Here is a 24,581-nt window from a genome sequence, read left to right as displayed (position 1 = left end):
GCTGATTTACCGATTGGTACAAAGTTTTTACCCTATCAAAAGATATCAATAATCATCGTTAAAATCTAAGTTGAAAACTATGAAAAAGTACATAATAACAGTTGCGCTATTGGTTGGGGGATTGGCGTTTGTGGGTTGTGAAAGCAAGCAGGAAAATGCCCAAGAAGAATTGACCGAGGCACAAAAAGAAGCCCAAGAAGCAAGCGCCGAAGTAACCGAAGATTTGACAGAAGCTAAGGAGGAGGCTACCGCCAAGCGCGAAGAAATTTCGGCCGAACTCAAGCAGGAAGAGCGGGAGTTTTTGGCGACGATGGAGGAAAGAAGAATGGAAATAAAAACCCGTATTGAGAAGTTAGACCGCGATATAGACAAAGCCAGCAACTCCGAAAAGATTCGTTTGCGGGCGCAAAGGGACCGATTGGATGCTAGATTGAAGGACGTAGACAACGATATTACCGAGCTTAAAGGAGGTTTGAAACGCGATTGGAAAGAATTTAAATCGGATTTTCAGAAAAATATCGACGAACTCAAGCGTGACTTGAAAGATTAATTAGCTCCTTAGAATGTTTCTGGTGAGAAAAATTAGAAACGTTCTAAATCTATTTGCCCAAAGAATGCCGTACGTTAAAAAGTATAGCAATAACGGTTGCGGAAAAATGATAAACGAGTACCCCTTGCTTTTGCCTTTATTAGTTTCAGTACTATTTTTTAACAAACCAATTGTATGAACATTTTAAAAAACACACCATCATCCCTTGAAAGCAACAGTGGTTTGCTGGTAAAGGGTGTGCATCGGCGCTCATTTCTCAAATGGGCTGGAGGAACGGCAGCGGCTACGTCGCTGATTTTGACGGGATGTAAAGAGGACGACCCAGTGATTGTGGCGGGAGAGGTGAATTTTGGTACTGGCGACAACGCGGTGTTGAATTATGCGTATGCATTGGAGCAACTGGAAGCGGCTTTTTATCAGCGAGTTATCGAGTCTCAATTCTCGGGAATTACCGCCGATGAAAGGTCTTTATTGACCGACATCAGAGACCATGAAATGGCACACCGCGAATTTTTCAAAGCAGCTCTTGGGGTCAATGCCATTGGTGGATTGGAAGTGGATTTTAGCTCTATTGACTTCTCAAAACGTGAAAGTGTGCTGAATGCCGCGAAGACCTTTGAAGATTTGGGAGTGGCAGCTTACAACGGAGCGGGACGCTTCCTGACTTCGCCCGATTTGCTGGCCATTGCTGGAAAAATCGTGTCGGTAGAGGCACGTCATGCGGCCTATATCCGTGATTTAATCAGCAACGGAACGTTTGCCGACAGCACCGTCATTGATGCCAACGGCTTGGAAATGTCCAAAGAGCCATCGGCAGTGTTAACGGCGGCGGCTCCATTTATCAAAACAAAAATCAACGCCGGTACATTGGCATAACCAAGGGAACATCATGGATTTTTTGAAAATATTAAATATGATTGAGGAGCGTGACCCTGAAATGAGTGACCGCCTCAATAGTCGCCGCAAGGCACTGCGTGACTTTGCCGACTTAGGTAAAAAACTAACCATGGCGGCGGTGCCGCTGGCAGTGGGTAGTATGTTTCAGAAGGCTTACGGCCAATCTACTACCAATGTGGTGGATGTGCTCAACTACGCGCTTACTCTCGAATACCTTGAGTATCGTTTTTACGAAAAAGCGCTGGCAAGTGCGGGCTTGATTCCTGCGGGAGCGCCCACTGCGGCCATCACAACCATCATGAATCACGAAAAAGCGCACGTGAATTTTCTAAAAACGGCTATTACTGGAGCAGGTGGAACGCCAGTGGCAGAGCCAAAGTTTGACTTTTCTGGTGGGCAAGGTACTGGTACGGGGCCGTTTGCCATGGCTTTTACCAATTACCAATTGTTTTTGGCCGTTGCACAATCGCTGGAAGATACGGGCGTTCGTGCTTACAAAGGACAAGCCCCCAATTTGGTACAGCAAAATGCCGTCCTCACCGCCGCGCTCAATATTCACTCGGTAGAAGCCCGTCATGCGGCTCATATCCGTATGATGCGGAAAGCCAATGGCGCTTCGGTCAAGCCGTGGATAACTGGTAAAGACAGTGGCATTGATAACGCCGTTGTTCAGGCCATTTATAATGGCGAAGAAAATACCACCCAAGCAGGGGTAGATGTCAAAACGCTCGGTGGCTTCTCGGCCAATGCCATCACTGAAGCATTTGACGAGCCATTGACCAAAGAGCAAGTACTGGCAGTGGCTACGTTGTTTATTGCTTCGTAGGTTCGAGTCAGAATCAGTTCTAAAAAAGGGAGGCTTTCGAGTCTCCCTTTTTTTATACTTAAAAAATGAAATGTCGGGCGGCTTTTAAAAGTTAAGTACAAATACGTATGTTTCTTAGAATGCTGAGTAGTAGAGATATGTAGACAAATAATGACTTTTTGTCGATAAAATTATATTTTTTGTATAATATAAAAATTCAAACTATATGAATCTTTAATTATCTAAATAACTATTTTAAATTTTCTCATAATAGCCGAATTAAATTTTGAGTTAGCGCTTTTGGTCAGTAAGTTATGTTGACAATTAACCTAAACAACAAACTAAATGCCCATTATGAAGTGTTCTCTACTCATTCTTTTGCTTGGTTTGATTGGTATATCTACCTACGGACAAACCCGCAAGATTACCGGTAAAATTACTGATGCCGAAAATGGCTCCGTCCTACCTGGGGTCAACGTTTTGCTCAAAGGCACCAACACGGGGGCCAACTCTGATGCTGAAGGGAATTTTGCCCTCAGTGTGCCTTCTGGGGGAGGGATTCTGGTGGTTTCATTCATTGGAATGTCTACCCAAGAATTGCCCATTGGCGACCAAAGCAATTTTTTAATTAAGCTTAAAACCGATACCAAGCAGCTCATGGAAGTGACCGTGACGGCGTTGGGTTTTGAGCAAAACAAAGACATCCAAGGCGCGACCTCCTCCAAAGTAACGGGCGTAGCCATAGCCCGAACGGGCGAAACGGGCGTTATCAACGGTTTGGCTGGTCGAGCCGCCGGGGTCCAAATCTCCCGTTCATCAGGTGACCCAGGCGCAGGTTCCTACATCCAAATACGTGGGCAAAGTACCATCACTGGCGACAATCAACCTTTAGTCATCATTGATGGTATTCCGATGAGCAATAGCAGCATTGGTGAATCGGCTGGTGGGGTACGCCAACAGTCGCGGCTCAATGACCTGAATCCCAATGATATTGCCGATGTGCAGATTCTTAAAGGAGCCGCCGCTGCCTCTCTGTGGGGCTCGCGCGCGGCCAATGGGGTGATGGTGATTACGACCAAAAAAGGTCGGAACAGCAACAAAGTTGATATTTCGTTCAGCTCGTCGGTTTCCATTGATAAAGTAAATCTTTTGCACCCCATGCAAGATAAATACGGGCAGGGGGTCAACGGGGTTTTTAGCCCTACGGCCTCCAACTCGTGGGGGGATAAAATCGAAAACCGTTCGGGGGGCGCCGATGAATTCAACACCACGGGGCAGTATTTTGAAGCCCTAGACGGAACGAAGTATTATCCGATTACAAAGAAAAATTCCAAAGAAACCTACAACGATCAACGCATCAATCAGGTGTTCAGGACGGGATATTTTGTGGATAACAACATAAGCATCAGCGGCGGAAATGAGCAGGGAACCTATTATTTGAGCGTGGGTGACCTGAACCAAAAAGGGATAATTCGCGGACAAAGTGACTATCGCAGGACTACCTTCCGCCTCAATGCCGACCGTAAGTTTGGAGATATGCTCTCACTTTCGACCAAGACCTCATACGTTAAATCTAAATCGAATCGAATCCAGACGGGGTCAAACGTCAACGGACTTTATTTGGGGATGGTACGCACGCCACCTGATTTTGACGATACTGATTACAAAGGCTATTACTATTCTTCTCCTACGGCTGCCCCGATTTTGCGCCAACGGTCTTATCGCCGCTATTTGGGCAACGATAATCCCATTTATGATTCGCCGTTGTGGGTGATCAATGAGTTGCAAAATCCTACGCTCGTCGACCGTTTTATCACCGCCACCGAAATCAGTTTCAAGCCGCAGAAATGGTTTGAGTTGAAAGCACGCGGCGGGGTAGATTCTTATACCGATACGCGCAAAAGTTATTATCCAGTAGGCTCGGCAGGGAGCGCATTCACGGGAAGTTATACCGAAGAGATGTTTAAAGAAACCGAGCTTAACTTTGACGTGATAGCCCGCGCCGTGAAAGACATTACGCCTAATATTTCGGGGACGTATATTTTGGGTTGGAATGTCAACAATCGTGATTTTCTCAATCTGGGCTACTCAATGGTCAATTTCTTGATTCCGAATGGCCCGATGGATGCTAGCAACTCCACCGCAGCCAACCGTACTCCTTTTGATGAAGAGCGCCGGATTCGTACCACACGACTTTACAGCACTGCCAATTTTGGATTTTACGATCAAGTTTATCTGAACCTCGGCGCGGCGGCGGAGTCGGGCTCTCCTTTTGGTGAAAAAACCGACCGGACCTTTCTGTATCCTTCGGTAGATATGGCGTGGCAGTTTACCAAACTAGACCCATTGAGAGAAATCGGTTGGTTGAGTTTTGGTAAACTACGCGGGTCTTACGGCGTCGTGGGTGTACAACCACAACCGTACCGAAGTACGACCGATTTTGTGACGGCGGAGTTTTCGGGGGGCTGGGGCGGTACAGCCAGCGGCGTGGCGTACGGAAACGGTGCTTTTGTGCAGTCGTCGCAACAGGGAGATGCTTTTTTGCGTCCCGAACGTAAAACGGAGTGGGAAATCGGAAGCGATATGCGCTTCTTCAGAGACCGCCTTTCGCTGGGCTTTACGTATTACCGCAATACCATCAAAGACCTGCTACTAGAAGTGGCCGCCGCGCCGAGTACGGGTTTTACGAGTCGTTATACCAACGCGGGAACCATGTCTAACAAAGGTTGGGAAGGTGAAGTTTCGGCCGAGGTGTTTCGTCAAGGAGCGCTGGATATTCAACTCATTGGTAACATCAGCCGGAACATAAATCGGGTGGAAGATTTGGCGGGAACCGACCAGATTGTTTTGGGAGGGTTCAGCACGCTTACTAGCTCGGTGGCTAAAGTTGGTTATTCATTATCAGCCCTTTATGGCGGCACGTATCTCCGTAAGGCCGACGGCTCATTGAGTTTGAACGCCAACGGTTTTCCGCAATTGGCACCTACCTACGGCGTGATTGGTGATCCTAATCCCAAATACCGGGCAGGTTTCGGAACCAATGTCAATTACAAAAACTTCTCGCTCAATGTGCTTTTTGAAACCTTCCAGGGCTCGACGTTTGCGCCCAATACCCAATCTGTACTCTATAATTTCGGTACACACGCGGACGTAGGAAATGAAGTGACGATACCAGCCGGCGGCCTCAAAAACTACGACGGAAAAGTGTTTGAAGCAGGCAGCGCAGTACGCGGCAATATTCAGGATTTTGGCGCAGGGCCTGTATTGCTTGATCAGGCTTGGTACACTACGTTGGGGCAGGGATTCAGTGCTTTGCAGGAACAATTCATGGTGGACGGCAGTTGGACCCGACTCCGCGAGGCTACCCTTGCCTACAACTGGCGCAGCCCTTGGTTGAAAGAAAAACTCAAATTGGGTTCGATTAGCGTATCGGCTACGGGGCGTAATTTATTGCTTTGGACGGATGTGGTAGGTATTGATCCCGAAACGTCGCTCAATGGTACTGGCAACGGTCGCGGTCAAGATTACTTCAATAACCCAGGCTCTAAATCGGTCGTTTTTTCGGTCAGAATCAATTACTGATAATAACTGATACCTGCCTTTCGCATTTTTAATCTCCAAAATGACACAAAAAATGAAAAAATATATTTCAACCGCCGCCCTTGCCATCACGTTGTCTCTGACGGCCTGTGACTCCCTAGTGAGTAATCTTAACGATGATTTAAACAACCCGACCGATGCGCCCGCTGAGCTGATGTTTACGGGTATTGAGTTGGCCGCGGCCTCGGTACACGAAGGCTACAACTCGCTTTTGTCGAGTATTTGGAGCGGCTATTATTTCGGTTACGACCGTCAGTGGGCCGATTTTCACGTTTACAACGTGGCGGGTTCTTATTTTGACGGCATGTGGAGCAGCAGTTATTATGGCATTCACCGCAATGCACGCCTGTTGTTGGCCAAAATTGAGCCGCAGGGCGTCAAGGTTTTAGCAGGGATGACCAAAGTACTCATGGCCCACAACATGGGAACCATGACATCGCTTTACGGAGATATTCCTTTTTCGCAGGCTGCTCAATTGGAGGAATTTCCGAATGCAAAATATGATACCCAAACCGAAGTCTACGCTGGCGTGCAAAAACTGCTTGACGAAGCCATCAAAGACCTCGAAACGGGTGTGGGCGTACCGCGTGCCGGCACGGATGTGCTGTTGGGGGGGGACCCAAAAAAGTGGATTGAAGTGGCCTACACGCTCAAAGCCAGGTTTTATACCGATACCAAAGAGTACCCATTGGCGGCGGTAGCAGCGGCAAAAGGCGTAAGCAAAGCCACCAATTCTATGTACATGCCGCACGGGGTTATTCAGGGACAAAATCAAAATTTTATTTATAACTTCTTGGCCGTGAGTAGGATTGGTGATGGGGCGGCCGTTACCAAAGCCAATGCGCCTTGTCATCTGTTAAAACTGATTGACCCTACGCTCACCACCACCTACCGGGGCAATGCCAAAACCGACGAAACCGCCCGTTTCAATTTTTATTATTTGCGTCAAGGGGTCAACGTGCCCAATCGGGTGGAGCCGAATACCCAAAAACGGGCCACGCAGGTAGGTTTTATGAGCGTAGATGCGGCGTTTCCGTTGGTGACGTTTCAGGAAAATAAACTAACTCAGGCCGAAATGGCCCTACGGGCGGGTAGTTTTGCGGATGCACTTGCGTATTTGAATGAATACCGGGCGTTTATGAACACGGGTGGCGGCTACATCAACAGTGTGACTGCCGCCAATTTTTCGTATAAATACCTGCCTTATGTAGAAGCTGATTTTGTAAAGGGAGGCATGGAAAATACCGACGGAATTGCCCAAAATGATGCCCTTATGCGGGAAATTTTGGAGGAGCGCTACGTGGCTTTTTATTGTCAAACCATCGGTTGGAACGACGAACGCCGCAATCGCACCAGCCCAACAGGGATAAAGTTGACTCCCAACGCGGGGGATAAATTGCCCATGCGTTTTATCTATTCGCAAAACGAAATCAACGGAAATCCACTTTCACCAAAACCCGTGCCAGGGGTTTTTGATGCAATGGCGATTTATAAATAAGCTCTTTTATTCGTATTATTAGGAACGTTTGCCCCTTTGCTGATTCAGACCAGTAAATGGGCAAACGTGTTTCCACTCAAACCTTTTTATTTTCTGTATCTTAACTTGCTGCAAATGAAATTTTATACCATCGCATTTTTATTTTTTTCGATGCAAGTCGCGGCCCAGCGTCTGGATTCAAAACAGATTACGGTCAATGAAGGAACCAATATGGCGATGGCGCTCTCGCCCGACGGCCAAACCATTGCCATTGATTTGCAGGGAACTATTTACACGCTTCCCGCCAAAGGTGGAGTGGCTAAATCACTGACCGACGGCATGGGCGACGACCGCCAACCCTGCTGGAGTCCCGATGGGCAACGGGTTGCTTTTCAGTCGTATCGGGGTGGTACGTACCATATTTGGAGTGTAAATAAAGACGGGAAAGAGCTCAAACAACATACCTCTGGACCCTACGACCACCGCGAACCTTTCTGGGCACCCGATGGCAAAAGCATTGTTTGCTCATCGGACCAGAAAGGCAATTATGACATTTGGAAAATCGACTTTTCAAAGGGTACCTCTACCGCGCTCACCACCCATTTGGAACACGACTACACCCCTGTTTATTCGCCCGATGGCAAGACATTGGCTTTTGCGTCAAGTCGGGCCAATGGCGCGGGTATTTATTTGCTGTTGGAGGATGGTACGGAAAAATTGCTGGCTCCAGCGGGAAAAGGCACGCCGAGTGCCCCTGCATGGAGCAAAGACGGAAAATGGATTAGTTACCAATTATTGACTGTTGCCGAAACTTCGCTGTTGTCGGTCGAAGTGGCAACGGGCAAAATTGTTGCGTTGAGCAAAACGGGCGAAGATGTGTTTCCCTTTCGGGCGGCGTGGGAGGCCAACGGGAGTATTTTGTATACCACCGACGGAAAAATAAAGCGGCGTGGTGCCGAAGATGGCGGTAGCGTAGAAGTGCCGTTCCAGGTGACGATGACGGTCAGTACGCCTGTGTATCAACGAAAAACCTACGATTTTGATGGCCCTTCTTTAAAAACAGTGAGAGGTATTCGCAGTCCAGTCGCATCGCCCGATGGCAAACAGGTAGCTTTTATTGCGCTCGGTGATGTGTGGCTGCTGACGATTGGCCTACCTAAACCCGTAAAGCTGACCGACGATGCGTATTATGAAACCGACTTGGCGTGGTCGCCAGATGGCGCAAAACTACTCTTTTCTGCCGACCGTACGGGCAACATGGATTTGTACACGTTGGAGCTTTCGACCCGAAAAATCACTCAATTGACCCAAACTGCCGACGATGAATTTCAGGGTTCATGGTTGGCCGACGGCAAAAAGATTGCGTTCATGAAACAGGGCCTGCGCAACACACTGGCCGTGGGAACGGTGCTGCAAATCATGGATTTGACCACTAATTTGACCAAAGCGGTCTACAAACCCATGTTTCAACCGGGGCAGCCTTCGTGGTCGCCGAATGGAAAATACGTGATGTTGGCGGCACTGGAAGCGTATTCTTCCAAGTTTCGTGAAGGGATAAGCAAGTTTTTATTGGTCAATTCCGAAAGCGGACAAGCCGTTAGTTTCAATACGCCCATGCCCTACCAAACCCCCGCGATGCGCTACCGCAACGGCCCGATTTGGTCGCCCGATGGCACCAAACTGGCCTACGTCAAAGACGCTTTGCTGTGGGTCATTGATGTCAATGAAGACGGTCAATTTAAGGGTCAACCCCGCGCCGTTACGTCGGAGTTGGCCGAAGCGCCTACGTGGACGGGTGATTCAAAATCGTTGGTGTACGTGGCCACCGACCACCTGCGGAAAGTGGCCCTCGCCGACACAAGTAAGCAGGACATTCCGCTTGACTTGACGTGGACTAACGCCAAGCCCAAAGGCACGGTCGTGATTCATGCGGGGCTGTTGTTTGACGGAAAAAATGAAAAATTACTTACCAACGTAGACTTGGTGGTGGAAGATAGTCGCATCAAAGCGATTCAACCGCACCGCGCTAATTACCCCGCCAATTACCGTAAAGTAGATGCGTCCAACCTGACCGTTATGCCTGGATTGTTTGAAACCCATTCTCACCTCGATGCGCAGTTTGGTGAAAAAACGGGGCGGATTTGGTTGGCCTACGGCATTACGACGGTGCGTGAGCCGGGTTCTGACCCGTATGATGCCGTAGAGCAGCGCGAAGCTTGGCACAGCGGTAAGCGACCAGGGCCGTTTCACTTTTTGACGGGAGCCCTCACCGACGGCGGCCGCATTTATTACAACATGGCCACGGCCATCGGCTCTGAAGCGCAGCTTAAACTCGAACTCAACCGCGCCAGCCGATTGGGCTACGACCTTATCAAAACCTACGTGCGGATGCCCGATGAATGGCAGCAAAAAATCACCGAATATGCCCACCAAAATGGCATGACGGTATCGTCGCACGAGATTTTTCCTGCTGCCCGGTACGGCGTGGATGCGGTGGAGCACCTTGGCGCTACGAGTCGACGGGGGTATTCGCCCAAGCTGACCTCAACGGCCCATAGCTATGACGATGTAGTGCAAATTATCAGTCAGTCAAAAATGGTTATTACACCTACATTGGCGCTTTCGGGTGGGTATTGGAGCACCATCACGAAAGATACGAGCCTGTTTGATACGCCGCAGTTTCGGCAATTGTATCCCTCATATTACCGCACTGGAATGCTGGAGACGGCCCAACAGATGAAAAGCCAGCCTTCGGCCATTGTGCTGAATTATGCCAATTCGGGCAAAGTTGCCAAACGACTTCTGGAAAGAGGGGCGCGCATCACGAGCGGTACCGATTCGCCCATTATGCCTTACGGTACGAGCTTGCATGTAGAACTGTGGAGCTACGTAGAAAGCGGGTTTACGCCCTTTCAAGCCTTACAAACGTCGATGATTAATGCCGCAAAAAGCCTCAATGTTGATAAAGATTTGGGAACGTTAGAAGTGGGGAAAATTGCCAATATCAGCATCGTAGAAGGTAACCCACTCCAAAATATCCATGATGCCCAGCGCGTACGCTACGTGCTTGTCAATGGAAAAGTATATACATTGGAAGAGTTGTTAAAACGGCCTTAAGGTGCCCAATTCTCATGCAAAGTCGCAGAGGTGCAAAGAGTCTGTTTTTCGTGACTTTGCGTGAGTAAGTTTAGGGTTGGGCCATGTCTAAATCACATTCCATGCGGTACATATCGAAGCCTTCGGCCCAAAAATCTTCCACGATTTCTTTGAGTTCGAGACCGAATTTTTGATAAAAAGGATACACAAGTTGCGACGTTCGGACGGAAATGGTTTTTATCCCTTCCATTTCCCTGATTCTTTCGATTCTGTACTTTGTCAAAGCACTGCCAATGCCTTTTCCTTGGTGGTCAGGATGTACAATATCCCAGGATAATTTGGCCGTGATGCCGTCGTCGGCGAGATTAATGCCGCCGCAACCAACAACTACGCCGTCTATTTCCACCCCGTAATAATATTCGACGTGGTGCGCTAAATAATACACTAAATCTTCCTCCTCGTCGGGCGAAAAATACTCGGGGGTGTTGAGACGTAGGAGTTGGATAACCTGTTCTTGATCAGCACTTTTGTATTTTCTTATCTCCATTGGATGGGTATTTATTCGAGATGCTCTTTTTGGTAATTGCCAATGTGGATTTCACTTTCCTTTATTTTTTTGTTTTGCCTGAAATAGTTGATAGTACCCACGGTGAGAAGGATGAATGAACACCCAAAGAAGAGGAGTTGAATAGACAAAGCGCTTTCAATTTTCAACAGACTTTTCATGCTGAGCCCAGCCACTAGAAAATACATCGACGTGCGCAAAAATGACAAAAAGGTGGATTGATTGGCCAAAATTGTTCGTTGGATGGCCAGTTTTTCCCGTAAAATCAGGTCCTTGTTTTGAGCGTTGTCCATTTTGTAGTGGCTGTTTTTTATTTAATAAGCTCTAAACGAACAGTGTTCCCCAAAACTGAAATCTGCTCTGTGTCACCCACGGTTTGGGGTTGCACTGGTTTTCCGTTCAAAATCCATCGGGCATATTTGCCTTTGGGCTGGGCCAAAACGATATCCCAGTCGGCTGATTTTTGGTTTATTTTAAATGTATCGCGGCCCGTTGTTTGTTTGAACGTCACCGAAATTTCATTTGTTCCAACAGTCACATTTTCAATTTTTCCTTCTACCAAGGCCGCAGGGAGCAGCGGCGAAAGCTTGATTTGTTTTTGGTGGGCGAGGGGCTTGATGCCAAAAAACTGCTTGATGATGGGCTCTCCAAAAGCGTACATGTTCCATGCTTGGGTCATCATACCGTAGTCGGGCGAAACCTCATAAATGGAGCCGGGAAACGCGTAACTAAACGATTTGGTCATCTTTTTGAGCAAATTATAGGCCTCATTAGGGCGACCATAGTTGTTTTCGGCCACGGCTTGTACCCCCGTGGGTAGCGTCATGACGGCCCCCGTGTAGGTAAATATTTTTTTGTCGGATAGGGCGGCAAAGGAACCTTCGTCGGTGCCAGCGGTTTCGTCGCGGTCGATTCCCGTCACAAACATTCCAAAAGGATTGGTGAATTTTTTGGCGGTTTCCAACGCGGCAAGGGCCTTTTCTTTGTCAGCAATGCCCATTTCCATCGGGGTATTGACGACCCAGTTGTGGTGCATCACAAATCCCTTTTTCAGGCCAGCTTCGTAAGTTTCAATTTTGGCTTTTGTGTCTTTTAGTTCTTTGACCGCCCAAGGTTTTTTGAGGGTATCGGCGCGCACGATGGCATCTTGGGCCAAATGCAATGCTTGTTCTTTCGTGCCGATAAAATCAGCATATGAGCCAAATTCTTCCACCCAGAAGTCTTTATTGATTTTTGCTTTGATGAGGTCTGCTTTATCTTGGTAGCTTTTTGCCAATGCATTCTTTCCCAAAATCGTCGCCATTTGGGCTGCATCGGCAAAGCCTTTTTGGGAGTAGGCCGCTACGTCAATCATCTCGGAATTCATGCCGTGAATCTCCATCATTCCAAAGCCATCGGGCAGCGAATTGCCGTCTTTGTCGTTTTCTCTAAGGAGCCAATCTAGCCCTTTTTCAATGCTAGGAAAGTATTTGTTCAGAAATGCTCGGTCGCCCGTCCAGCAAAAAACATCCCAAATCAGGGACGCAAATTGTGGCGTTTCGTTGACGTTGCCGGGGTTAAAAACCGCGCCGTTGGTAGATACTTCATGAACGATTCGGCCGTTGCCGTTGGTCTTTTCGGAGATGCGCTGGATGAGGTCAATCGTGCTGTAAGTCAGCGACTTTTGGCCAGTAGCAATCAGTCCTTTGAGGGTGTAGACCATGTCGCCGCCAAACCACCACGGATAATCGGGCAGGCCTGCACTCACGCCCCGGCCTTGGCCCGCCACGTCGACGATGAGCCAGTCGGTGTTGTATTTGACCCAACGAAACGCCGTTTCAAGTTCTTTGTCGTTGAGCGTAATGCGGGATTTTTGATTGATTTGCTCAAATCTTGCTTTCTTTTTTGAAACAAACGCAAGGGCATTTTCGCGCACTTCCTTAAAGGCCTGAACGGCCTCGGCTTCGCTTTTGGAAGACCCCGCAATAATCAACGGAAAGCTGAAAACGCCATTGGGCGCGATTTCAAAGGTGTATTGGGTGTGGGTCGTTGAGACATTGGGCTTGGTGAGATTGGCTTCTGAAGTACTTGAGGGGGTGCCCTTTATGCTAGAACCATACACCGCATACCATGGATTGAGGGCGTCTTTGGCGACCCAAAAATTCTCCGCCGAACGATAAATCGCAGCATCTTTTCCGTCCACCATTCCCGTGCGCTCACCCAGCCAAACGGGCATGAGGTTGGAAATAGCTTTGAGGTCTAGCGTCACATTGAGTTTTTTGTTGGTCTTGTTTTTGACCAAAAACTCGACGTAGACCGCACTTTTTCCATCGGGTACAAATTGAAGGCGCTCGACGGTTATTTTTTCTGAAAAAGTATTGAAAATATGTTTGTTGCCAAACGGATAATTGACAAACGCATCGGCCTTGGTGAGAGCTACGGTGGCACCGTCGGCGGTGACGCTCGCCTCAAAACCGTCCATGAGTTTGATGGGATGATGCCAAATACCGCCCATTTCGCCTTTGACGTGCCAGCCCAAATCGGGAAACGTGCCGTTTTGATGCCCTACCATGTAGAGCCGGTCACCAGCGGTGTTGAAAGGACTATCGAGGTAGTTTGGTCGGCCCGTAATGCTTTCAGCATTGGCAAAAACGGAGGCAATGCTTTGCGGAATGACCTTTTGCGCAGGAAGGTGAAAGCTGATTCCTGATGCGAAAAGGAGTCCAAGGAGGTGTTTATGTTTCATCATAGGTTTGAATAATTATCACCCCTAAATTAGTATAATTACAGACACTCTACGCAAGGAGTTCAATTTGGAATAGCGTAGTTGACTTTCCATCTTATTTGTGTTACCCATAATTTGGTAATAGGCCATCGGCTTGTGTAATGTCCTATTTTTTGTACTTTTGACCTATTAAAATCTCTTTATAAAATATTGACGCTTCTTGTTACGAAAGTCCAAAAGGCTTTTGCTGGTTCGTTTTGTCTATTTGGATAAATACGGATGTAATTGTTTGCTCAAATTTTATAAAGAACGAGAATGAAAAATAATATAAAAATTGCAGTAATTGGCGGTACGGGTAAATCAGGGAAATACCTCGTAAAGCAACTAATAAATCAAGGGTTTCAACTCAAAATTCTTCTCAGAAACCCCGATAATTTTCCTATCAATAGCCCACTTATCGAAGTTGTTAAGGGTGATGTAACGATTTACAGCACCGTCGATACCTTGGTTAAAGGTTGTCACGCCGTAATTAGCACACTAGGTTTGGGAATTCCTCCAAGTGCACCTACCATCTTTAGCGAATCAACTGCCAATGTTATTCAGGCGATGAACAAGTATAATGTTCATCGTTATATCGTAACTACTGGGCTGAACGTGGATACTCCTTTGGATAATAAAAGCCCCAAAACAGCTTTCGCAACAGAATGGATGAGAAAAAAATATCCCATTTCAACGGCTAACAAGCAGTCTGAATTTGAGATTTTGACAAATAGTGAGGTTGATTGGACTTTAGTAAGACTTCCTTTAATTGAACAAACCGACGAATATGGTCAAATTCGTGTCAGTTTGGAAGATTGTCTTGGGGACAAAATAAGCGCGACAGATTTGGCACATTTTCTTATTCAACAGCTGTTTACCCAAACGTTTGTTAAAAAAGCGCCATTTATTGCCAGTGTCTAAATTTGCCAATAGTGAGTCTGAAAATGGCTCACTATTGTTCATTTTTACTTAATCTTCGATTGCCTCAATCCCCAGTTGCTTCAGTCGCTCAAGGTGTTCCTTCATCGTTTTTAGCTGTTCAGGAGCGTGTCCCTGCCAATCGGTGACCTCACCCGAGACCCGAAGCGGGCTCTTTGTACGATAAGACTTGGTTGGATTGCCCGGGTATTTTTTGTCCGTCAAATTGGGGTCATCTTCTATGGGGCCCGTTGGCTCTACGATGTAAATTCGGCCGGGTGCGTCGCCCAAAGCAAGTTCAGCTCCCCAAATGGCCGCATCCAAGGTGGCGGTTAGATAAACATAAGAGGCCTTTTTGCCTTTGCCGTAGTTTGAATTAAATCCCGGCTCAATCAGGTCTCCATGTTTCAAATTGGCCTTCGTTCCATGATAAAATGTATGTAAACTTAGGTCTGGCTTGTCTTCACTGCTGTTTGTTTGCATTGGTGTTCTAGGTTTTTGAAAGGCTTCTTTTAAGCTAAAGTTTTGATTCTTTGCATTCAGGAGGAAATCAAAGCGTGGCGGCTGAGGGTTGAATTTTGCACGCCATCCTGGCTGATGCAAAACCCGTGTTAGCGAAGTTTTTCTGCTTGGTCAGTCAACCTTTTTTATGAGGATTCCTTTTTCCACACTTTCGTTGATTAAGTTCTCTGCATAGCTCCAAATGGATGCTGAACCGTTTTTAATTGCTTTTTTCTTATCGTAAACTTTTTGATAAGGAACATTAAATTCGGTCCAAGTACCGCCATTATTTGAGGTATTTTGTAGCAATGGTTCAAATCGGTCCATTGCTTTGGCAAATTTTGCTTCGTCGGTCACACCTTCTTCAAATTCTTTCCAGATGTCAATAAATTCTTCTGCTTGTTCTGCGGGTAAAAGTCCAAATATTCGGTTTGCAGCAATAAGTTCTTGGTCGGTATTTGTATGGTTTTTTTGAGCGTCATAAATAAAAGTGTCGCCAGCATCAATTTCTACGATGTCATGAATTAAAACCATTTTTACAACTTTCAGAACGTCAATGGGTTTGTCTGAATGTTCGGCCAGCACAATTGCCATCATTGCTAAATGCCAACTGTGTTCAGCGTCATTTTCGTGCCTATCGCTGTTAAATAATTTAGTTTTACGCTGAATGTATTTCAACTTGTCTATCTCTTTAATGAAGCTTACCTGTTTTAATAGATTGTCAGTCTGCATTGTTCGATCAATCTTGGGAGAATTTTATTATTGGTGTAATATTTGTTAAAATGGCTATTGATGGTTAGGAATTGGCGATGTATAAATCACACTAGAATACCTGATGATTTTTTTAGTACAAATGTATCTATAAAGCACTTCGACCATCATATTATTAGACTGATGAGGCGCCTTTGCTTTTTCTGTCACTGGTTGTTAAGAGGTACCACTGTTAAACGTTAACATTATTTGCTTTCATTTGGCTTTGGATATGCAATAAAAACTAAAGCATCTAAAATCAATAAATTGGTTAAATCGCCAGAAATTATATAGCACTTCCCTTTATGTAAATTTGAGTCAAAATCAAAAAGTCTATAAAGGTAGTAGCTATTGGGGTTTTTAGAAGAAACGTCTATTTCATTTTTCGTTAAATAAAAAGGTCTTGCAATGTCGCTTCTAGTGGTTTTTACTTCAATCTTCTTTTCATTTCCCAAAAGGTCATAAGATAGAATGTCATAACCTAAACTATCACCAATTTCAACAGAAACGTGCTTAACTTTGTCGGCTAAATCGTCTTTACCTTTAGATTTTAAAAAATCAATTTCACTTTTAAGAATAAATAGTTCTCCCAATAAGCCTAAGTGTTTATTTTTAATTTCCTTTTCAATAAAATCAAAACTTAAAGGTGTATTAGGTATCTTTCCCCCACTATTCCTAAATGTTGGAATAGGAACAGTTTCAATACTAATTTCATTAATTTTATTTTTTAAGACACCTGCTTCAAATCCTTGTTTAAATGCACAGTTGGTACATTTATGCCTGCCAGACCCGCCTTGGTTTTCACCTAAATTGGATAAGATATGGGTAGGCGCAACTGAACCGAATTGACAAAGTTCAGGGTCTATTAAGGTCTTAGAAAACTCTTTATAGGAATTCCAACTTCCACTGCTACCTAAATAAAAACCTTGTTCATATGCACAAGTCGGACAACGGTGTCTACCACTGCCTGCTTGGCTATGGTGTAGATCTACTAAAAGACTTATTGGCGAAACACCTCCGTGTATACAAGTTTCGTTATTCCCCATTTATAGTATTAGTTCATTTTTATATTCAATCATTGGCTCTTCAAGTAGGAGGTATTCAAGATGTTTTCTCTCATTAAATCCACCTATTTTTTGTCTGTATGAAGTTGCAATTTTATTGTTTTCAATTTCTAACCTTCTCATTTTACTGATTTCCAAAAACTCTTTTTCTTGATCAATTCCTAAAAATCTTCTGTTTACAAGGTTTGCGGCTATTCCAGTCGTACTACTTCCTGTAAAAGGATCAAGTATCCATGCATTTGGTTTTGTTGAAGCAAGAATCAGCCTTGTTAAAACTGAAAGCGGTTTTTGAGTTGGGTGTTTACCACAAGATTTTTCCCAGGGAGCAATGGCAGGCAATTTCCAAACATCTTTCATTTGTTTATCACCGTTTAATTGCTTCATTAATTCATAATTAAAGAAATGTGGTGTTTTTTTACTTTTTCTTGCCCAAATGATTTGTTCAGTTGAATATGTAAAATATCTACAAGAAAAGTTTGGTGGTGGATTTGGTTTTTCCCAAGTAATAATATTCAATATTTTAAAATCTAGTTCTGCCAGAATTTGACCTATAGAAAAAATATTGTGAATGGTTCCGCTTATCCAAATTGTGGCATCGTCTTTCATTTTGTTACGAACTAGAGATAACCATCGTCGATTGAAATTATTTACAAATTCAAAACCTTCAGATTTATCCCATTTTCCTTTGTTTACGCTTACAATTTGTCCATTTTGAATTGAAAGCCCGTTATTTGATAGGAAATAGGGAGGATCGGCAAAAATCATATCAAATTTGTGCTCAAATTGAGGCAAAAGTTCTCTTGTATCTCCGTGAAGAAGATAGAAGTTTTTTTTATCAAGTTTGAAATAGGGACTTATCATTTAAAACTTAACTATTTCTTCTGTATGAATTTTTTTTATAAAATTTTCAAGCGTTATTAGGTTGTATAAACTAGGTATAATGTTATACGCTTCCTCCAATTTGTTCTTTGCAGAGAACCAACCTTGTCCGTCTGTTATCCAAACAAATTCGTAATTGTCATATTTATTAATTTTTGGGGAAACATCTGAATATGCTCTTGCTGTTTCATTCAGTTTTGAACCTCCGCTATTGTAATAATTGGTTTCAATCAAATAAGTTTTCTTTTTTGTTTTTATGACAAAGTCAAATCGTTTAACATCGGCTCCTAAACTGATAATTTCAGGAAATATAGTATTGTTTACTTCCTTTTTATAGAAAACTTCTGCTTTGTCAAAAATGAGTGAAACGGCTTTTGACATATTGTCACCACCTCTGTTTTTTCTTGCATTGGTATCTAAACCAACTTCAATTCCAAAAACATAATCTACCAAATTAGTGACGTCTTTGTTTCTAAAAACTTTGGCTAACCCTGTCTCTTCGATGTATTCCAAAATCAATTCGGGCGAATTAAAATAAGTGTCAAGCAAAACAATTTTGCCTTTGTTGTTGAAGGTTTTGGCACTTTTGTTCTTGCGAATAGCAATAAGAATGTCTAAAACCTCGAAAACTTTCGGGTTTTCTTCGTAAAGTTCGTTAACAGCTTCTTTTAAATTGTCCTTTCCAAGTAAGTAATTTAATTGGTTTAACTTGATAGAAATTTTGTTTATATTACTCTTTATTTTCTTAAAATCAGTAAAATAATCAAGCGTTGCATTGGTTTCTGAAAGTTGTGATAAGAAGATTTTAAATTGCTCTGACATAATTCTGATTTTTTACTTGATTTGTAATTAATAACTCTGTTAATATACCTCTTTTCTCAGGATTTGCATTAATATTTCGCCTTGCTTCTACACGCTTAATGTTAAAGCCTGAATATAAATCATCAAAAAAGTTATCATTAATATTTTTGCCTTTAACATCTGAATTACTCAAAATCCAATTGTGATTTAAAATGTCAAGTTTTGAACAAAAATCTCTTAACCTAATTTGTTCATGGTCGTTAAAGTCGTCTTTAGCATAGGAATTGAAACTTGAAGTTTCACTCAAAGGTTTGTAGGGTGGATCAAAGTAAAATAATGAATTATTGCTTGTGTAATTAAGTGTTTGCTCAAAATCTCCGTTTAAAATTTCAACTTTTTGTAGTGCATTACTCACTGCCAAAATATTTTCTTTGTCGCAAATAGTTGGATTTTTGTAGCCTCCCATTGGGACATTATATTCATTTTTACGGTTAACTCTATACAAGCCATTAAAACAAGTTCGATTGAGAAAAATAAATAAAGCAGCTTGTCCTATTTGTTCTTCTTTCCTTGAATTATATAGTTCTCTTTTTTGGTAATAATAAAGTTTTTTGTTACCTTCATTTCCTTCCAAACCATGAAACTCATTTTGCAAAATGTTGAGAATTGAAATTAACTCTTTGGGGCTGCTTGCAATGATTTTGTACGTATTTATTAAATCTTCGTTTATATCGTTAATTACGGCTTTTTTTAAATTTGGGAAGTTGTTTAATATCCAAAATAAAACTGCTCCGCTTCCAACAAATGGTTCGATGTAAGTGAAATTTGTTTGAGTTATTTCTGCTGGTAAAGCTTTTTCAATATCAGAAATGAGCTGGGTTTTTCCACCTGCCCACTTTAAAAATGGTTTTGCTATTTTATTTTCTATCATTCTAGTTTTATTTAAAGATATGTTTCAAATTTATTTTGTCCATCAATTCACCGAAAACTTCACGCCGCCCATGCTTTCTAGCAGTTTGAAAAAAGCGTTGGTGGGGGCTACGCGGTGGAGTCGGGATTGGAGTTTTATCTCGGTACGGGTGAGGTTGTCTAATACCGAAACCGACAGCGAGCAGTTGCCAGGATGCGCCTGCACGGCTTCGTTGAGCTTGGCCACCAATACCCCGTCGAGCAGGTCTAGATCCAACTGTAAACGAATCTCTTTGGTGAGTTTTTCGCGCACTTCGCTTAGTAGCTGCATTGAGCTGATTTTAAACTCGTATTGGTCTTCTGACTTCCAGCGGTTTTGGATTTTGCCTTTCACAAATAGGAAGTGACCCGTTTGGATGTAGGCCGAAAACTTTACGAAATCTTCGCCGAAAAGCGCCATTTCCATCGAGCCGGCGTAGTCTTCCAGTTTAAAAATACAAAACGGATTGCCCGTTTTGGTGGTCCGAATCTGAAAACTGCTCACTATGCCCGCCACGGTCACGTCTTTGCCAAACAACAGCGGCTTTCCGCCAATTTCGACGTTGACGGGCCCAGTGGTTTCGGGGCTTTCCTCGTCGCTCGTTTCGACGAGCTCGGAGGTTGCCATGACGCGGTCGAGCGTGCAGGTACAGAAGTTGTCGAGTTCAAGTCGGAACATGTCGAGTGGATGGCCAGAGATGTAGAAGCCTACTACGTCTTTTTCAAAACGCAACCGCTCAATATCGCCCCATGGCTCCACGTTGGGCGCTTTGGGTCGCGCAATGTCGGACCGACCGCCGCCAAATCCTCCAAACAGCGAGGCTTGGGCGTTGGATTTTTCGGCTTGCACGGCGTTGGCGTAGCGGATGAGCTTTTCGATGAGATTTTGTTGCTCCCCGTCTATCGTCGTAAAATATTGAGCGCGGTGGAAGTCCTCAAACAAATCAAACGCCCCCGCGTAGGCCAGCGATTCAATGGTTTTTTTGTTGACAGTCCGCAAGTTGACGCGGGTCATAAAATCATAAATATCTTTGTATGGGCCGTTTTTGTCGCGCTCTTCGATGATGCTTTCCACGGCGGCGTCGCCCGTGCCTTTGATACCGCCCAGCCCAAAGCGAATCTCGCCGCGTTTGTTGACACCAAATCGCCGCTCCGATTCGTTGACGTCGGGGCCGAGTACCGACAGGCCGATGGCCTTACATTCCTCCAAAAAGAAAGTGAGTTTTTCGATGTTGCCCAACGAACTCGTCATCACCGCCGCCATGTATTCCGACGGATAGTGCGATTTGAGGTAGGCTGTTTGGTAAGCCACAAACGCATAACAAGTTGAGTGCGATTTGTTAAAGGCATACGAAGCAAAGGCTTCCCAGTCGGTCCAAACTTTGTCGAGTTTCTTTTCGTCGAGGCCATTTTTCTTACCGCCTTCCACAAACTTACTCTTCATTTTGTTCAAGACCTCAATTTGCTTTTTCCCCATCGCTTTCCGCAAAACGTCGGCGTCGCCTTTCGTAAAATTGGCTAGCTTTTGCGAGAGAAGCATGATCTGTTCTTGATAGGTACAGTTGTGAAGAATGATGTTGTTACCTACAAAATTGTGGATTCCTGCTACCGTAATATCATACACTTTTTCCTTACCGATTGACCGAATTTCAGTAATTTCCTCCCAACGAACATTTAAAATCCGCGAAGTGCGTTCGAGCGGAAGTTGTTTGGTGAGCGGCAAAACGGCACTACGACTTATACGAGGGCATTTTTCAATCTTATGGGGTAAAAGATGCTGACGGTCAAAACCGTATTTTTCCATTAGCCCTCGTCCTGACCCTTTCCAAACTTGCCCCAATTCATCTAAAAATAATTGTCTTGAAATAGAATCGTGTACTTCGTGGCCCGTTAATTTTACCTCTTTCATTGATTTCACAACCAAATGTGGGGCAATGAACTCAGCAAATGATTTCAAGTTATAGACCGTTACTTGGTAGGCGGTCATTTCTTGGTCACGGCGATTGTTGTGATAATAAGATTCGTAAGTGATACTATATATTCCTAACCGTAAAAGTAAGGTCTTGACGTCGTTGGCCAATCGTGGCGAAATGGTTTTGAAATGGCATAAATCATTGGCAATATGACCATCGCAATCCCAAAGTGATGCCAAGAAAAAAGCAATCGTATCTTCCGAAAGACCAAAAATAAACTCAGGTACAAATTTTTCGTCTGAACGACAACCGCCTTTCATTGTTTTTAATCCCCATTCACGTAGTTGAAATACCAACGAATTTGTTTCGTGGTAATGCGTTTTCTCAGTGCCTGCCACCATCACACGGGTTACGTCTCGTACTTGTTGTAACGTGCGGGCTTCCACGCGTTCAAAGGCGTTGAGGCTATCGGTATAAGCATGAATCAGTTCGGGGGATTTTGAAACAAAATCGGCAGTAGCACCACAACCACTCAATGAGCCATCGGCCAAAATGTAGGCCAAAACGCGCAGTTTGTCACGGTCGTATTCCTTTTCATTTTCAACCAACAATTTTCGAGGTGTAGCAATGGCACTTCCTACACCTAATTCTCCTGCTTTACGCCAGCCTGTTTCGGTCAAAACTTGGTGGTCGGCGGTCAGTTTCACGCGACTACCATTTTTTAATGTAAGTTCTAACACTTCTTTTTCACCGTTGCAAACCCAATGGGTAATAGGGGCGCTTTGGGGCTGCAAAGCTTCGTTTACTCCCTGTACCCAGAACGTGCCTACGCGGTGCTGAAGGCTATCAATACGTACTCTTTCTCCCGTTTTAGCATCATGGATGAGCGTGTCGCCTGTCACACAAATCCCGTAGGTATCTGCCAAATATTCTTCCATTTCGGGAAGGTCATATTCGACTTTTTCACGTCCATGTTTACGATTAATAAAGTTGGGAATATAGGCAATTGGCCCAGGACGATAGAGGGCATTCATGGCGATGAGGTCTTCAAAACGGTCGGGTTTGAGCTCACGCATGTATTTTTTCATGCCGTCGGATTCAAACTGAAACACGGCGTTGGTATCACCGCGTTGGAAGAGTTCAAAAACTTTGGGGTCGTCGAGCGGAATATAGTCGATGTCGATTTTGACGCCGTGGTTGGCCTCAATCATGCGCAGGGCTTCTTTGATGATGGTGAGGTTGCGCAACCCCAAAAAGTCCATTTTGATAACGCCCGCATCTTCAATGATTTTTCCTTCGTACTGCGTAATGAGCAATTCTGATTCTTTTGAAGTACTAACGGGAATCAGATTGGTTAAATCCTCGGGCGCAATGATGATTCCTGCCGCGTGGATACCCACGTTGCGGACGGTGCCTTCCAGCTTCTGCGCCTCCTTCAATACTCTGGCAGTGAGGTCGTTGCCTTTGAGCATTTCGCGCAGTTTTTTCAGGTTTTCGACCTCATCGGGCGAAATGATTTCCGCCATTTTTTCGATGGGTACGTTAAAAACCTTGTTCAGGTTCATGTTGTAAGTAGGCTTATCAGGCACCAACTTCACCACGGCGTTGGCTTCGGCCAGCGGCAGGTCCATGACTCGCGCCACGTCTTTGATGGACGATTTGGCGGCCATAGTGCCGTAGGTAATGATTTGCGCTACTTGGTTTTTGCCGTATTTCTGCACCACATAATCAATCACTTTTTGGCGGCCTTCGTCGTCGAAGTCCGTATCAATATCGGGCATGGAGATACGGTCGGGATTGAGAAAACGCTCAAACAGCAGGTCGTACTTGATGGGGTCGATGTTGGTGATACCAATCGCGTAGGCCACCGCGCTCCCCGCCGCCGAGCCGCGCCCAGGGCCGATGAGCACGCCCATATCGCGGCCCGCTTGAATGAAGTCGGCCACGATGAGGAAGTAGCCAGGGAAACCCATGTTTTTGATGGTGTTCAACTCAAAGTTGAGGCGCTCTTCAATTTCGGGCGTAATCTCTTTGTATTTCTTCCGTGCGCCCTCAAAGGTCCAGTGTTTGAGGTATTCCCATTGATTGAGGACGTCGGCGGTGAGTTCTTTCATCTTGCCGTTGAAGTCAATCATTTGAGAAATAGTGTGCTTCTTAAATTCTTCTGGAATGGGGAAGTTGGGCAGCAGAATGTCGCGGTTGAGCTTCAGCAATTCTACTTTATCCACGATTTCCTGCGTATTGTCCAGCGATTCGGGTAGGTCGCTGAACGTCTTGAGCATTTCGGATTTGGTTTTGAAATAAAATTCATCGTTGAAAAACGCAAAGCGGGTGCCTTTGGGCATCGGATTGGCGTCGTCAAAATCCTTATTGGTGGGGGTGGCTTGTTTATCGCCAGTGTTTACACAAAGTAAAATATCGTGCGCGTTGGCATCGTCTTGTTCTACATAGTGGCTGTCGTTGGAGCATATCACCTTGACGTTGAACTCTTTGGCGTATTTGAGCAGGGCGTCGTTGGCAATGATTTGGTCGCGGATACCGTGACGTTGGATTTCTACGTAGTAGTCGTCACCGAATAAATCCAACCACCATTTAAACTCTTGCCGCCCAGCTTCTTCGCCTTTTTTGATGATGGCCTGCGGCACACTTGCCCCAATGCAGCAGGTAGTGGCGATAAGTCCTTTGTGGTATTTTACCAACAGTTCTTTGTCGATACGCGGGTACTTGCCATACATCCCTTCAATGAACCCCAGCGAGCAAAGTTTGGCTAAGTTGCGGTAGCCTTCGGCGTTTTTGGCCAGTAACAGTTGGTGGCGGCGTACGTCTTTTTGTTCTTTGGTAAACTGTTTTTTGTGGCGGTCTTCTACCAAATAAAACTCACAGCCCACAATGGGCTTGATGCCCGTTTTGTGGCCTTCGGCCACGAATTCAAACACACCGAACATGTTGCCGTGGTCGGTGATGGCGATGGCGGGCATCTCGTCGGCTTTGGCTTTCTTAAACAGCTTTTTTATATCGGCCGCGCCGTCGAGTAGGGAGTATTGGGTATGGCAGTGGAGGTGGGAGAATTGCAT

At 44.9% G+C, this 24,581-nt stretch carries 17 protein-coding genes; 7 read left to right on the top strand and 10 right to left on the bottom strand.

Features of this window, described 5'->3' with window-relative positions; all coding sequences use genetic code 11:
- The first annotated feature begins 79 nt into the window (after positions 1 to 79).
- The 6 genes from GVN20_RS23190 to GVN20_RS23165 all read left to right on the top strand — a co-directional run bounded on the left by GVN20_RS23190 (position 80) and on the right by GVN20_RS23165 (position 10,446).
- A complete protein-coding gene (locus tag GVN20_RS23190; RefSeq protein ID WP_166560632.1) occupies positions 80 to 550 on the top strand; it encodes a hypothetical protein in 471 nt (156 codons plus the stop codon).
- 174 nt (positions 551 to 724) lie between these two features.
- Complete coding sequence (locus GVN20_RS23185) at positions 725 to 1,426, top strand: ferritin-like domain-containing protein (RefSeq protein ID WP_166560631.1); 702 nt, start codon at positions 725 to 727, stop codon at positions 1,424 to 1,426.
- Between the two features lie 13 nt (positions 1,427 to 1,439).
- Positions 1,440 to 2,273, top strand: coding sequence for a ferritin-like domain-containing protein (locus tag GVN20_RS23180; protein WP_166560630.1), 834 nt, complete (start codon positions 1,440 to 1,442; stop codon positions 2,271 to 2,273).
- A gap of 333 nt (positions 2,274 to 2,606) precedes the next feature.
- Entirely contained in the window at positions 2,607 to 5,834 is a 3,228-nt protein-coding gene (locus tag GVN20_RS23175) for a SusC/RagA family TonB-linked outer membrane protein (RefSeq protein ID WP_166560629.1), read from the top strand.
- Between the two features lie 52 nt (positions 5,835 to 5,886).
- Positions 5,887 to 7,350, top strand: a complete 1,464-nt coding sequence (locus GVN20_RS23170) for a SusD/RagB family nutrient-binding outer membrane lipoprotein (RefSeq protein WP_166560628.1) — start codon at positions 5,887 to 5,889, stop codon at positions 7,348 to 7,350.
- Between the two features lie 114 nt (positions 7,351 to 7,464).
- Positions 7,465 to 10,446: an amidohydrolase family protein gene (locus GVN20_RS23165; RefSeq protein WP_166560627.1), complete on the top strand. Its 2,982-nt coding sequence runs from the start codon at positions 7,465 to 7,467 to the stop codon at positions 10,444 to 10,446.
- Positions 10,447 to 10,516: 70 nt separating this feature from the next.
- Here the strand turns inward: GVN20_RS23165 and GVN20_RS23160 are convergent, their stop codons facing one another.
- The 3 genes from GVN20_RS23160 to GVN20_RS23150 are packed head-to-tail and all read right to left on the bottom strand — an operon-like array spanning position 10,517 to position 13,718.
- Positions 10,517 to 10,972 carry a GNAT family N-acetyltransferase gene (locus tag GVN20_RS23160; RefSeq protein WP_166560626.1) on the bottom strand — a complete coding sequence of 152 codons (456 nt, stop codon included), beginning with the start codon at positions 10,970 to 10,972 and terminating at the stop codon, positions 10,517 to 10,519.
- Positions 10,973 to 10,983: 11 nt separating this feature from the next.
- Positions 10,984 to 11,283, bottom strand: coding sequence for a DUF202 domain-containing protein (locus GVN20_RS23155; RefSeq protein WP_166560625.1), 300 nt, complete (start codon positions 11,281 to 11,283; stop codon positions 10,984 to 10,986).
- Positions 11,284 to 11,300: 17 nt separating this feature from the next.
- On the bottom strand, positions 11,301 to 13,718 hold the full coding sequence (locus GVN20_RS23150) for a glycogen debranching protein (RefSeq protein ID WP_166560624.1): 2,418 nt from the start codon (positions 13,716 to 13,718) through the stop codon (positions 11,301 to 11,303).
- A gap of 291 nt (positions 13,719 to 14,009) precedes the next feature.
- On the opposite strand from GVN20_RS23150, the gene GVN20_RS23145 reads away from it, so the two are divergent.
- On the top strand, positions 14,010 to 14,654 hold the full coding sequence (locus tag GVN20_RS23145; RefSeq protein ID WP_166560623.1) for an NAD(P)-dependent oxidoreductase: 645 nt from the start codon (positions 14,010 to 14,012) through the stop codon (positions 14,652 to 14,654).
- A 48-nt stretch (positions 14,655 to 14,702) separates the two neighbouring features.
- Here the strand turns inward: GVN20_RS23145 and arr are convergent, their stop codons facing one another.
- The 7 genes from arr to dnaE all read right to left on the bottom strand — a co-directional run bounded on the left by arr (position 14,703) and on the right by dnaE (position 24,581).
- The gene (gene arr / locus GVN20_RS23140; RefSeq protein WP_166560622.1) at positions 14,703 to 15,134 is read right to left on the bottom strand and encodes an NAD(+)--rifampin ADP-ribosyltransferase; all 432 of its coding nucleotides are present in this window, start codon (positions 15,132 to 15,134) and stop codon (positions 14,703 to 14,705) included.
- 150 nt (positions 15,135 to 15,284) lie between these two features.
- Positions 15,285 to 15,884, bottom strand: coding sequence for an HD family hydrolase (locus tag GVN20_RS23135; protein ID WP_166560621.1), 600 nt, complete (start codon positions 15,882 to 15,884; stop codon positions 15,285 to 15,287).
- Between the two features lie 224 nt (positions 15,885 to 16,108).
- Positions 16,109 to 16,948 carry a DUF3883 domain-containing protein gene (locus GVN20_RS23130; RefSeq protein WP_166560620.1) on the bottom strand — a complete coding sequence of 280 codons (840 nt, stop codon included), beginning with the start codon at positions 16,946 to 16,948 and terminating at the stop codon, positions 16,109 to 16,111.
- Entirely contained in the window at positions 16,949 to 17,827 is an 879-nt protein-coding gene (locus GVN20_RS23125; RefSeq protein WP_166560619.1) for a site-specific DNA-methyltransferase, read from the bottom strand.
- A complete protein-coding gene (locus GVN20_RS23120; protein WP_166560618.1) occupies positions 17,828 to 18,667 on the bottom strand; it encodes a type II restriction endonuclease in 840 nt (279 codons plus the stop codon).
- Complete coding sequence (locus tag GVN20_RS23115) at positions 18,651 to 19,577, bottom strand: DNA adenine methylase (protein WP_166560617.1); 927 nt, start codon at positions 19,575 to 19,577, stop codon at positions 18,651 to 18,653. Before GVN20_RS23115 ends, GVN20_RS23120 begins: the two co-directional genes overlap by 17 nt.
- Before the next feature lie 42 nt (positions 19,578 to 19,619).
- Positions 19,620 to 24,581: a DNA polymerase III subunit alpha gene (dnaE, locus tag GVN20_RS23110; RefSeq protein ID WP_166560616.1), complete on the bottom strand. Its 4,962-nt coding sequence runs from the start codon at positions 24,579 to 24,581 to the stop codon at positions 19,620 to 19,622.

Source organism: Runella sp. CRIBMP (assembly GCF_009905605.1).
GTDB lineage: Bacteria > Bacteroidota > Bacteroidia > Cytophagales > Spirosomataceae > Runella.
Note: the sequence above shows the minus strand (reverse complement) of the source record. Positions and strands in the feature narration are given on the sequence as shown.